Raw genomic sequence first — 12264 nt, forward strand, 5'->3', positions numbered from 1 at the left:
AATTGTTTGGGTGTTATATGGTCAAGCCTCACGGGCAATTAGTATCGGTTAGCTCAACGCCTCACAGCGCTTACACACCCGACCTATCAACGTCGTAGTCTTCGACGGCCCTTCAGGGGAATCAAGTTCCCAGTGAGATCTCATCTTGAGGCTAGTTTCCCGCTTAGATGCTTTCAGCGGTTATCTATTCCGAACATAGCTACCCGGCAATGCCACTGGCGTGACAACCGGAACACCAGAGGTTCGTCCACTCCGGTCCTCTCGTACTAGGAGCAGCCCCTCTCAAATCTCAAACGTCCACGGCAGATAGGGACCGAACTGTCTCACGACGTTCTAAACCCAGCTCGCGTACCACTTTAAATGGCGAACAGCCATACCCTTGGGACCGGCTTCAGCCCCAGGATGTGATGAGCCGACATCGAGGTGCCAAACACCGCCGTCGATATGAACTCTTGGGCGGTATCAGCCTGTTATCCCCGGAGTACCTTTTATCCGTTGAGCGATGGCCCTTCCATACAGAACCACCGGATCACTAAGACCTACTTTCGTACCTGCTCGACGTGTCTGTCTCGCAGTCAAGCGCGCTTTTGCCTTTATACTCTACGACCGATTTCCGACCGGTCTGAGCGCACCTTCGTACTCCTCCGTTACTCTTTAGGAGGAGACCGCCCCAGTCAAACTGCCCACCATACACTGTCCTCGATCCGGATAACGGACCAGAGTTAGAACCTCAAGCATGCCAGGGTGGTATTTCAAGGATGGCTCCACGCAGACTGGCGTCCACGCTTCAAAGCCTCCCACCTATCCTACACAAGCAGGCTCAAAGTCCAGTGCAAAGCTACAGTAAAGGTTCACGGGGTCTTTCCGTCTAGCCGCGGATACACTGCATCTTCACAGCGATTTCAATTTCACTGAGTCTCGGGTGGAGACAGCGCCGCCATCGTTACGCCATTCGTGCAGGTCGGAACTTACCCGACAAGGAATTTCGCTACCTTAGGACCGTTATAGTTACGGCCGCCGTTTACCGGGGCTTCGATCAAGAGCTTCGCTTTCGCTAACCCCATCAATTAACCTTCCGGCACCGGGCAGGCGTCACACCCTATACGTCCACTTTCGTGTTTGCAGAGTGCTGTGTTTTTAATAAACAGTCGCAGCGGCCTGGTATCTTCGACCGGCATGGGCTTACGCAGTAAATGCTTCACCCTCGCCGGCGCACCTTCTCCCGAAGTTACGGTGCCATTTTGCCTAGTTCCTTCACCCGAGTTCTCTCAAGCGCCTTGGTATTCTCTACCCAACCACCTGTGTCGGTTTGGGGTACGGTTCCTAGTTACCTGAAGCTTAGAAGCTTTTCCTGGAAGCATGGCATCAACCACTTCATCATCTTAAAGATGACTCGTCATCAGCTCTCGGCATTAAGACCCCGGATTTACCTAAGATCTCTGCCTACCACCTTAAACTTGGACAACCAACGCCAAGCTGGCCTAGCCTTCTCCGTCCCTCCATCGCAGTAACTAGAAGTACAGGAATATTAACCTGTTTCCCATCGACTACGCTCTTCAGCCTCGCCTTAGGGACCGACTAACCCTGCGTCGATTAACGTTGCGCAGGAACCCTTGGTCTTTCGGCGTGGGAGTTTTTCACTCCCATTGTCGTTACTCATGTCAGCATTCGCACTTCTGATACCTCCAGCAAGCTTCTCAACTCACCTTCACAGGCTTACAGAACGCTCCTCTACCGCGCATCTTGCGATGCACCCGTAGCTTCGGTGTATGGTTTGAGCCCCGTTACATCTTCCGCGCAGGCCGACTCGACTAGTGAGCTATTACGCTTTCTTTAAAGGGTGGCTGCTTCTAAGCCAACCTCCTAGCTGTCTAAGCCTTCCCACATCGTTTACCACTTAACCATAACTTTGGGACCTTAGCTGACGGTCTGGGTTGTTTCCCTTTTCACGACGGACGTTAGCACCCGCCGTGTGTCTCCCACGCTGACACTTCCAGGTATTCGGAGTTTGCATCGGTTTGGTAAGTCGGGATGACCCCCTAGCCGAAACAGTGCTCTACCCCCTGGAGTGATACGTGAGGCGCTACCTAAATAGCTTTCGAGGAGAACCAGCTATCTCCGAGCTTGATTAGCCTTTCACTCCGATCCACAAGTCATCCCCTACCTTTTCAACGGGAGTGGGTTCGGTCCTCCAGTCAGTGTTACCTAACCTTCAACCTGCTCATGGATAGATCGCCCGGTTTCGGGTCTATACCCAGCGACTAATTCGCCCTATTAAGACTCGCTTTCGCTACGCCTTCCCTATTCGGTTAAGCTCGCCACTGAATATAAGTCGCTGACCCATTATACAAAAGGTACGCAGTCACCTAACAAAGTAGGCTCCCACTGCTTGTACGCATACGGTTTCAGGTTCTATTTCACTCCCCTCTCCGGGGTTCTTTTCGCCTTTCCCTCACGGTACTGGTTCACTATCGGTCAGTCAGTAGTATTTAGCCTTGGAGGATGGTCCCCCCATATTCAGACAAAGTTTCTCGTGCTCCGTCCTACTCGATTTCACTTCAAAGAACCTTTCACATACGGGGCTATCACCCACTATGGCCGCACTTTCCAGAGCGTTCTGTTAGATTCAAAGAAGCTTAAGGGCTAGTCCCCGTTCGCTCGCCACTACTAAGGGAATCTCGGTTGATTTCTTTTCCTCAGGGTACTTAGATGTTTCAGTTCCCCTGGTTCGCCTCTTACACCTATGTATTCAGTGCAAGATACCTGGCTTATGCCAAGTGGGTTTCCCCATTCAGAGATCTCCGGATCAAAGTCTGTTTGCCGACTCCCCGAAGCTTATCGCAGGCTACCACGTCTTTCATCGCCTCTGACTGCCAAGGCATCCACCGTATGCGCTTCTTCACTTGACCATATAACCCCAAGCAATCTGGTTACTGTCTCTAACGTGAAGACGACATTCGCCGAAAATTCGCGCTTGAACTCGCAAATTTTACCTTGACTTGAATAATCACCAGTGAAAGAGATTATTCAGTCTACTTCTATCACATACCCAAATTTTTAAAGAACAGTTCTGGCACAAAGACCAGACATCAATGTTCGTTCAACTTGAACATTCATGTCTGAGCTTTCGACGATTAATGGTGGAGCCAAGGAGGATCGAACTCCTGACCTCCTGCGTGCAAAGCAGGCGCTCTCCCAGCTGAGCTATGGCCCCTTATCGGATCAGCAGCACACCACAACAATTGGTGGGTCTGGGCAGATTCGAACTGCCGACCTCACCCTTATCAGGGGTGCGCTCTAACCAACTGAGCTACAGACCCAATCGTCTAACCAGTGAATCAAGCAATTCGTGTGGGAGCTTATGAAGAAGCTGAGATCTTCGATTAAGGAGGTGATCCAGCCGCAGGTTCCCCTACGGCTACCTTGTTACGACTTCACCCCAGTCATGAATCACTCCGTGGTAACCGTCCCCCTTGCGGTTAGACTAGCTACTTCTGGAGCAACCCACTCCCATGGTGTGACGGGCGGTGTGTACAAGGCCCGGGAACGTATTCACCGTGACATTCTGATTCACGATTACTAGCGATTCCGACTTCACGCAGTCGAGTTGCAGACTGCGATCCGGACTACGATCGGTTTTATGGGATTAGCTCCACCTCGCGGCTTGGCAACCCTCTGTACCGACCATTGTAGCACGTGTGTAGCCCTGGCCGTAAGGGCCATGATGACTTGACGTCATCCCCACCTTCCTCCGGTTTGTCACCGGCAGTCTCCTTAGAGTGCCCACCATAACGTGCTGGTAACTAAGGACAAGGGTTGCGCTCGTTACGGGACTTAACCCAACATCTCACGACACGAGCTGACGACAGCCATGCAGCACCTGTGTTCCGATTCCCGAAGGCACTCCCGCATCTCTGCAGGATTCCGGACATGTCAAGGCCAGGTAAGGTTCTTCGCGTTGCTTCGAATTAAACCACATGCTCCACCGCTTGTGCGGGCCCCCGTCAATTCATTTGAGTTTTAACCTTGCGGCCGTACTCCCCAGGCGGTCGACTTATCGCGTTAGCTGCGCCACTAAAATCTCAAGGATTCCAACGGCTAGTCGACATCGTTTACGGCGTGGACTACCAGGGTATCTAATCCTGTTTGCTCCCCACGCTTTCGCACCTCAGTGTCAGTATCAGTCCAGGTGGTCGCCTTCGCCACTGGTGTTCCTTCCTATATCTACGCATTTCACCGCTACACAGGAAATTCCACCACCCTCTACCGTACTCTAGTCAGGCAGTTATGGATGCAGTTCCCAGGTTGAGCCCGGGGATTTCACATCCATCTTACCAAACCACCTACGCGCGCTTTACGCCCAGTAATTCCGATTAACGCTTGCACCCTTCGTATTACCGCGGCTGCTGGCACGAAGTTAGCCGGTGCTTATTCTGTTGGTAACGTCAAAACAGCAAGGTATTAACTTACTGCCCTTCCTCCCAACTTAAAGTGCTTTACAATCCGAAGACCTTCTTCACACACGCGGCATGGCTGGATCAGGCTTTCGCCCATTGTCCAATATTCCCCACTGCTGCCTCCCGTAGGAGTCTGGACCGTGTCTCAGTTCCAGTGTGACTGATCATCCTCTCAGACCAGTTACGGATCGTCGCCTTGGTAGGCCTTTACCCCACCAACTAGCTAATCCGACCTAGGCTCATCTGATAGCGCAAGGCCCGAAGGTCCCCTGCTTTCTCCCGTAGGACGTATGCGGTATTAGCGTTCCTTTCGAAACGTTGTCCCCCACTACCAGGCAGATTCCTAGGCATTACTCACCCGTCCGCCGCTGAATCCGGGAGCAAGCTCCCATCATCCGCTCGACTTGCATGTGTTAGGCCTGCCGCCAGCGTTCAATCTGAGCCATGATCAAACTCTTCAGTTCAATACTGCTTGGGTTTTGAGAAAACCCTAAACTTGGCTCAGCAATCGCATGCTCAATTTAATGAGCTAAAACTCTCGAATTCACGAGTGTTACTTGCGTTGCTGATAATCAGTCGATCACCAGTCTTACATCACAAGCACCCACACGAATTGCTTGATTCAACTTGTTAAAGAGCAGTTGGTTAAGGCTTTCGTCTCAACCGAGGCGGCGAATTCTACGCCAACCTCATCTTTCGTCAAGCTTTATTTTTCGAAAATTTCTTTTCTACTCAATCGCTTGGGCTTCCGAGAAGTCAAACCTCTCATCAGCGGGAGGCGCATTCTACAGCGATCAAACTCGCTGTCAAGCACCTCGGCGACCTTCTTTTCAGCTCGCCGCCGGAGCAGCTAATGAAGAGCGGCAAGTGAATCACCTGCCTGATCACCACTCCCAACCTCCAATCTCTGTAAGTACTTGATTTTCAAGTTCTTTCAGCGCTTCGTCGCTGGGAGTGGTGCGCATTATAGGGAGTTTAAATCGGCCGTCAACGACTAATTTAAACTTTCTTCAGCCGGCGGTCGGTCGACTGCGCAATCGAGGCAGCTGACGAGCTATCAGGGGCATGCGCAGGAGCATCAGCACAAGCCCTACGACTGCATAGATCGCCCAGCGCTCCAGATCAGACCGCACGACCCACAGCATATGCAACAACCCCAAACCGAGGATGACATATATCAGGCGATGCAGTTTCTTCCAGCTCGCCCCCAGCTTTCGCATGCTGTAGCGGTTGGAAGTGATAGCCAGGGCCAGCAACCCGAGGAACGCCCCGAAGCCGACAATGATGTAGGGCCGCTTGCTCAGCTCTACTCCCAATTGGGCCCAGTCCAACCCAAGGATGAAGACGGCATAGGCACTCAGGTGCAGCACTATATAGGTGAAGCACCAGAGACCCAGCTGGCGGCGAACCTGTACCCAGCCACCCCACCGGGTGACTTTCTGCAGAGGCGTCATCGCCAGGGTAATGAGCAACAGGACGAGACCGCCCTGGCCCAGCCTGTCCACCAGCGCCTTGCCCGGGTCCGGCCCCAGATCGAAGATCCAAGCCTGGTACAGCCAGAAGAGTGGCGGCGCCGATGCAGCCAGAAATACCCCGGCCCGCCAGAACGGATAGCGCATCAGTAGTCCTTCCTCAGATCCATGCCCGCATAAAGCGAAGCGACCTCATCGGCATAGCCGTTGAACATGAGGGTAGGACGAACATTGGGGCTGAATAGTCCACTGGGCAGACGACGTTCGCGCGCCTGGCTCCAGCGCGGATGGTCTACCGTCGGATTGACGTTGGCATAGAAGCCATACTCGTCCGAAGCCAGACTCTGCCAGGTAGTCTTCGGCTGCTCCTCGACGAAGCTGATCCGCACAATGGACTTGGCTCCCTTGAAGCCGTATTTCCACGGCACCACCAGACGCAGCGGCGCTCCGTTCTGGTTCGCCAGTACCCGGCCGTACATGCCGACAGCCAGAATCGCCAAGGGATGCATCGCCTCATCCATGCGCAGCCCTTCGACATAGGGCCAATCGATCAAGGCGAAGTTGGATTGCACACCCGGCATATCCTTGCGATCCACCAGGGTTTCGAAGCGCAGGTATTTCGCCTTGCTGGTCGGTTCGACCCGCTTGATCAGCTCGGAGATCGGAAAGCCGATCCACGGAATGACCATCGACCAAGCCTCGACGCAGCGCAATCGGTAGACGCGCTCCTCCAGCAGATAGGGTTTGATGAAGTCCTCGAGCGCGTACTTGCCGGGTTTACCCACCTCCCCATCGATCACTACGGACCATGGCTCGGTCTTCAAGGCACCCGCATTGGCAGCAGGATCCCCCTTGTCCGGGCCGAATTCGTAGAAATTGTTGTAGGTGGTCGCGTCCTTGAACGGTGTGATGGCTTCATCTTTTACCGTGACAGCATCCCAGCGTGTAGCGGCGAGCTTTTCCGTGAGCCAGGAAGGGGCAGCCGCTTCGGCGACATCGGCATAGCGACCGCCCTCGGCAAAACCCAGACGCGGCAATCCGGATAGAGCCGCAGCCGCCATCGCACCACCGAGAAAGTGGCGACGGGAGAGATAGAGGGATTCGGGCGTGACTTCCGATTCGTGGCAATCGGAAAGGCGGGACGACTTGATCAGCATGACGGGCTCCGCAACAACTGGCTGTATGCACCAGTAGACTGCGGAGCCCGCTGGAAATTACACGGCAGGCGGCTGCTTGCGACGGCGCAATTGCAACAAGTATTGCACCGGTCCGGAGATTGCGTATGCAAGGAACAGCAGGAGCAGGATGCGCGGCGGGTCGGTGAAGACCACGGCGAATGCCAGCACCACTACCAGGATTGCCATAAACGGCACGCGGCCGCGCAGGTCAAGATCCTTGAAGCTGTAGTACTTGATATTGCTGACCATCAGCATGCCGGCGGCGGCGACCATCAGCGCAACCAGCAGGGAAACCTTGGCGCCCTGAACGTCGAAGTCGGCGAACGCCCAGACCGTACCGGCAACCAGCGCCGCGGCAGCCGGGCTGGCCAGACCGATGAAGTAGCGCTTGTCAGCCTTGCCCACCTGGGTATTGAAACGCGCCAGACGCAGAGCGGCACCAGCAACATAGATGAAGGCGACCATCCAGCCGACCTTGCCCAGGCTGCTCAGCGCCCACTCGAAAGCGACCAGCGCCGGAGCTACTCCGAAGGCGACCATGTCGGACAGCGAGTCGTACTCGGCGCCGAAAGCACTCTGGGTATTGGTCAGACGGGCCACACGACCGTCGAGGCCGTCGAGGACCATGGCGACGAAGATGGCGATGGCGGCGTTGGAGAAATCGCCGTTCATGGCATTGATGATGGCGTAGAGACCGGTAAACAGTGCTGCAGTAGTGAACAGGTTAGGCAGCAGGTAGATGCCGCGATGACGAACCTTGCGACCTTCGGCGTCATGACCCTCTTCGATGTGCTCATCGATGGGCAGCAGACTTTCTTCGGTGTCGGAAGCCTTGTTCGGCTCCTCGTGACCTTCACTCATGGACGATTCCTTGAGAACTCGTTGAGGCTGAGATTTGCCGGTGCACGCTTTTGCGTGGACACGTCCGGCACCCCCGCTTTATACCAGATCACCGCCCCTAAACGAAAAAACGCGGCAAGCGCCGCGTTTCCTCGTTTGTCGAAAGGACCTTAGTTCTTGGTCTTGTCGACGATCTTGTTGGCAGCAATCCACGGCATCATGGCGCGCAGTTGCTCGCCGATGACTTCGATACCGTGAGCGGCGTTGTTGCGGCGCTTGGCGGTCATCGACGGGTAGTTGGTAGCGCCTTCGGAGATGAACATCTTGGCGTATTCGCCGTCCTGGATGCGCTTCAGAGCGTTGCGCATGGCCTGACGGGATTCGGCGTTGATCACTTCCGGACCGGTTACGTACTCGCCGTATTCGGCGTTGTTCGAGATCGAGTAGTTCATGTTGGCGATGCCGCCTTCGTACATGAGGTCCACGATCAGCTTCAGTTCGTGCAGGCACTCGAAGTAGGCCATTTCCGGAGCGTAACCGGCTTCGACCAGGGTTTCGAAACCGGCTTTCACCAGCTCGACGCAACCGCCGCACAGAACGGCCTGCTCGCCGAACAGGTCGGTTTCGGTCTCGTCCTTGAAGGTGGTTTCGATGATGCCGGTACGGCCGCCGCCAACGCCGCAGGCGTAGGACAGAGCGACGTTCTTGGCATTGCCCGAAGCGTCCTGGTAGATCGCGATCAGGTCGGGGATGCCGCCGCCTTTCACGAACTCGGAGCGTACGGTGTGGCCCGGGGCCTTCGGCGCGATCATGATCACGTCGAGGTCAGCGCGCGGTACGACCTGGTTGTAATGGATGGAGAAGCCGTGGGCGAAAGCCAGGGTGGCGCCTTTTTTCAGGTTCGGCTCGATCTCGTCCTTGTACAGACGGCCCTGGAACTCGTCCGGAGTCAGGATCATGACCAGGTCGGCAGCGGCAACGGCTTCGGCCACTTCGGCGACTTTCAGGCCGTGGTTCTGAGCCTTGGCAACGGAAGAAGAACCCGCACGCAGGCCGACGGTGACGTCGACGCCGGAGTCTTTCAGGTTGCAGGCGTGTGCATGGCCCTGGGAGCCGTAACCGATGATGGCAACTTTCTTGCCCTGAACGATGGAGAGGTCACAGTCTTTATCGTAGAAAACGCGCATTTGGGTAATCCCCTGTCAGTTGGCCTCGTGGGCCGTATTTCAAATCAGATGCTGAGAGTCTTGTCGCCACGGGCAATACCGGTGACGCCGCTGCGGACAACTTCGAGGATCGACGCGGTGCCGATGGCCTGGATGAAGCTGTCCAGCTTGTCGCTGGTGCCGGCCAGCTGCACGGTGTAGACGCTGCTGGTGACGTCGACGATCTGTCCGCGGAAGATGTCGGTGGTGCGCTTGACCTCGGCGCGCTGGGCGCCGGTAGCCTTCACTTTCACCAGCATCAGCTCGCGCTCGATATGCGCGCTCTCCGAGAGATTCACCAGTTTTACCACCTCGATGAGCTTGTTGAGGTTCTTGGTGATCTGCTCGATGACTTCGTCCTGACCGGCGGTGGTCAGGGTCAGGCGCGACAGCGTCGGGTCCTCGGTCGGGGCGACGGTCAGGCTTTCGATGTTGTAGTTGCGCTGGGAGAACAGGCCGACGACGCGGGACAGCGCGCCGGGTTCGTTTTCCAGCAGCAGGGAAATGATGTGTCGCATGATCAGGTACGCTCCGTCTTGCTCAGCCACATGTCGCGCATCGCACCACCGCGGATCTGCATCGGGTAGACGTGCTCGCTGGTATCGACCTGGATGTCGAGGAAGACCAGGCGATTCTTCATCGCGAAGGCTTCTTCCATCATCGGCTTCAGGTCCTTCAGGTCGGTGATGCGCATGCCGACGTGGCCATACGCTTCAGCCAGCTTGACGAAGTCCGGCAGCGATTCCATGTAGGAGTGCGAGTAGCGGCTGTTGTACTGCATGTCCTGCCATTGGCGGACCATGCCCAGCGCACCGTTGTTCAGGTTGACGATCTTCACCGGCAGGTCGTACTGCAGGCAGGTGGACAGCTCCTGGATGTTCATCTGGATACTGCCTTCACCGGTCACGCACGCAACGTCTGCGTCAGGGAAGTTCAACTTCACACCCATGGCGGCCGGGAAGCCGAAGCCCATGGTGCCCAGGCCACCAGAGTTGATCCAGCGATTGGGCTTGTTGAAGCGGTAGTACTGCGCCGCGAACATCTGGTGCTGACCCACGTCGGAAGCGACGAAGGCATCACCGTTGGTGACTTCGCAGAGGGTCTCGATCACGGTCTGCGGCTTGATGATGCTGCCGTCGCCCATGCTGTAGGGGAACAGGCCGCGGGTGCCACGCCATTCCTCGATCTGCTTCCACCAGGCAGCCTGGGCTTCTTTGTTCGGGGTCTCGCCGATTTCCTTGAGGATCGCGACCATTTCGGTCAGGACGCTGTCCACCGGGCCGACGATCGGGATGTCGGCCTTGACGGTCTTGGAGATCGAGGCCGGGTCGATGTCGACGTGGATGATCTTGGCATTCGGGCAGAACTTGGCTGCGGTCTCGCCGTTGATCACGCGATCGTCGAAGCGCGCGCCGACGGCAAAGATCACGTCAGCGTGGTGCATCGCGAGGTTCGCGGTGTAGCTGCCGTGCATGCCGAGCATGCCGACGAACTGGCGATCGGTACCCGGATAGCCACCCAGGCCCATCAGGGTGTTGGTGACCGGCACGTTGAGCATGCGCGCGACCTCAGTCAGCGGCTCGGCGGCATTGCCCATGATCACGCCACCACCGGCGTAGATGATCGGGCGCTTGGCGGCGAGCATCATCTCGGCGGCCTTGCGGATCTGGCCGGAGTGGCCACGGACCGCCGGGCTGTAGGAGCGCAGCTTCACCTTCTTCGGGTAGTTGTATTCGAACTTCTGGGTCGGATCGCCCATGTCCTTCGGAATATCGATCACCACCGGGCCGGGACGGCCGGACTGGGCGATATAGAAGGCCTTCTTGATGACCTCAGGGATTTCCGACGGGTGCTTGATGATGAAGCTGTGCTTCACGATCGGGCGGGAGATACCGACCATGTCGGTTTCCTGGAACGCGTCGGTACCAACCATGTTGCTCGCCACCTGGCCGGAGATCACCACCATCGGGATGGAGTCCATGTAGGCGGTGGCGATGCCGGTGACGGCATTGGTCGCGCCGGGACCGGAGGTCACCAGCACCACGCCGGGCTTGCCGGTGGCCCGCGCATAGCCGTCGGCCATGTGGGTAGCGGCCTGCTCGTGGCGAACCAGGATGTGGGTTACTTCGTTCTCTTTGAAGAGAGCGTCGTAGATATGCAGGAGGGCACCGCCCGGGTACCCGTAGATGTACTTAACGCCTTCGTCACGCAGGGAGCGGACGACCATTTCAGCGCCGGATAAAAGTTCCACGTTGTCACCTCTAGAACGCTATATACGGAAACCCCCAACGTGGGGGACCGACTTGGATGGCTGCCCGGCAGACATGGGCGAATGTAATCGCCGGCTACGTCGACTGCCGATTGAGCAGAACCTGGAGACACTCCTGTTTGTGTTACGGAGAGCCTCCACCCAGCGCGAGGTAACGCGAAACAGGGTGAAACTTTGCGGCGCGGGTAGCACCTCTTGTCTGCCGAGTAAAACCAGCTTGCGGCCGGCCCACTGCAGCGAACCTTGGATTCTTCTGAAACGAAGCGACCAAGTCAAGCCATATATGGCTTTGAATGAAGCGGGGATGTGAACTTTCTCAGAGTGAATAAGCCCGCGATTTGGTTATAGTTACCGACAGACTCCGCACCCCAAGGATCGACAAAGCATGCGACGGACGATTTTCATGGGCAGCCTGCTGCTCGCACTGGCCCCGACCGTGATGGCCGCGCAGGTCTACAAATGGGTCGATGCCCAGGGCATCACCCACTTCGGGGCACAGCCACCGGAGGGCGCGAACGCCTCTGCCGTCAACACCAGTACCGCCCAGCCCAAGGCCACCAGCAACTTTCCGCCGCCCGTCGTTGCCAAACCGACACTGCCACCCAGCAATGACGAAAAGCAGAAGGCCGCCGACGAGAAGGTGCGCCAGGAAGTGGCGCAACAAGAAGCCGAGCGCATCAAGCAGTGCGAACTGGAGCGTACCAACCTGGCGCAACTCAAGAACAACCCGCGCGTTCGAGTAGATGATGGTAATGGCGACGTTCGCCGGATCACCGAAGAAGAACGTCAGGAGCGCATCGCAACCAGCGAGAAGAACATCCGCGAGAACTGCAACTGACGCCC

7 protein-coding genes, 2 tRNA genes and 2 rRNA genes are annotated in these 12264 nt (G+C 56.5%); 1 reads left to right on the plus strand and 10 read right to left on the minus strand.

The window, feature by feature from the left end:
- Positions 1–17 precede the first annotated feature (17 nt).
- The 10 genes from LDJ84_RS25335 to LDJ84_RS25380 form a co-directional block, all read right to left on the minus strand.
- A 23S ribosomal RNA gene (locus LDJ84_RS25335) occupies positions 18–2909 on the minus strand.
- Between the two features lie 229 nt (positions 2910–3138).
- Positions 3139–3214, minus strand: a tRNA-Ala gene (locus LDJ84_RS25340).
- Positions 3215–3243: 29 nt separating this feature from the next.
- Positions 3244–3320 (minus strand) — tRNA-Ile (locus LDJ84_RS25345).
- A gap of 64 nt (positions 3321–3384) precedes the next feature.
- Positions 3385–4921: ribosomal RNA gene (locus LDJ84_RS25350) — 16S ribosomal RNA — on the minus strand.
- The 16S and 23S rRNA genes sit together here with 2 tRNA genes alongside, the layout of an rRNA operon.
- 546 nt (positions 4922–5467) lie before the next feature.
- Positions 5468–6076: a protein-methionine-sulfoxide reductase heme-binding subunit MsrQ gene (gene msrQ / locus LDJ84_RS25355; RefSeq protein WP_024767186.1), complete on the minus strand. Its 609-nt coding sequence runs from the start codon at positions 6074–6076 to the stop codon at positions 5468–5470.
- On the minus strand, positions 6076–7086 hold the full coding sequence (msrP, locus tag LDJ84_RS25360) for a protein-methionine-sulfoxide reductase catalytic subunit MsrP (protein ID WP_196912121.1): 1011 nt from the start codon (positions 7084–7086) through the stop codon (positions 6076–6078). The genes msrQ and msrP overlap by 1 nt, the downstream gene beginning before the upstream one ends.
- A gap of 57 nt (positions 7087–7143) precedes the next feature.
- Positions 7144–7968 carry a CDP-diacylglycerol--serine O-phosphatidyltransferase gene (gene pssA, locus LDJ84_RS25365; RefSeq protein ID WP_226045581.1) on the minus strand — a complete coding sequence of 275 codons (825 nt, stop codon included), beginning with the start codon at positions 7966–7968 and terminating at the stop codon, positions 7144–7146.
- Between the two features lie 149 nt (positions 7969–8117).
- On the minus strand, positions 8118–9134 hold the full coding sequence (ilvC, locus tag LDJ84_RS25370; RefSeq protein WP_017516327.1) for a ketol-acid reductoisomerase: 1017 nt from the start codon (positions 9132–9134) through the stop codon (positions 8118–8120).
- Positions 9135–9178: 44 nt separating this feature from the next.
- Complete coding sequence (gene ilvN / locus LDJ84_RS25375; protein ID WP_017516326.1) at positions 9179–9670, minus strand: acetolactate synthase small subunit; 492 nt, start codon at positions 9668–9670, stop codon at positions 9179–9181.
- Between the two features lie 2 nt (positions 9671–9672).
- Positions 9673–11403 (minus strand): acetolactate synthase 3 large subunit, encoded by a 1731-nt coding sequence (locus tag LDJ84_RS25380; RefSeq protein ID WP_024767184.1) that lies wholly within the window; start codon positions 11401–11403, stop codon positions 9673–9675.
- 403 nt (positions 11404–11806) lie between these two features.
- On the opposite strand from LDJ84_RS25380, the gene LDJ84_RS25385 reads away from it, so the two are divergent.
- Positions 11807–12259, plus strand: coding sequence for a DUF4124 domain-containing protein (locus tag LDJ84_RS25385; protein ID WP_024767183.1), 453 nt, complete (start codon positions 11807–11809; stop codon positions 12257–12259).
- Positions 12260–12264: the final 5 nt, after the last annotated feature.

Origin of the sequence: Pseudomonas sp. HS-18 (assembly GCF_020401845.1) — a bacterium.
Classification (GTDB): domain Bacteria; phylum Pseudomonadota; class Gammaproteobacteria; order Pseudomonadales; family Pseudomonadaceae; genus Pseudomonas; species Pseudomonas nitroreducens.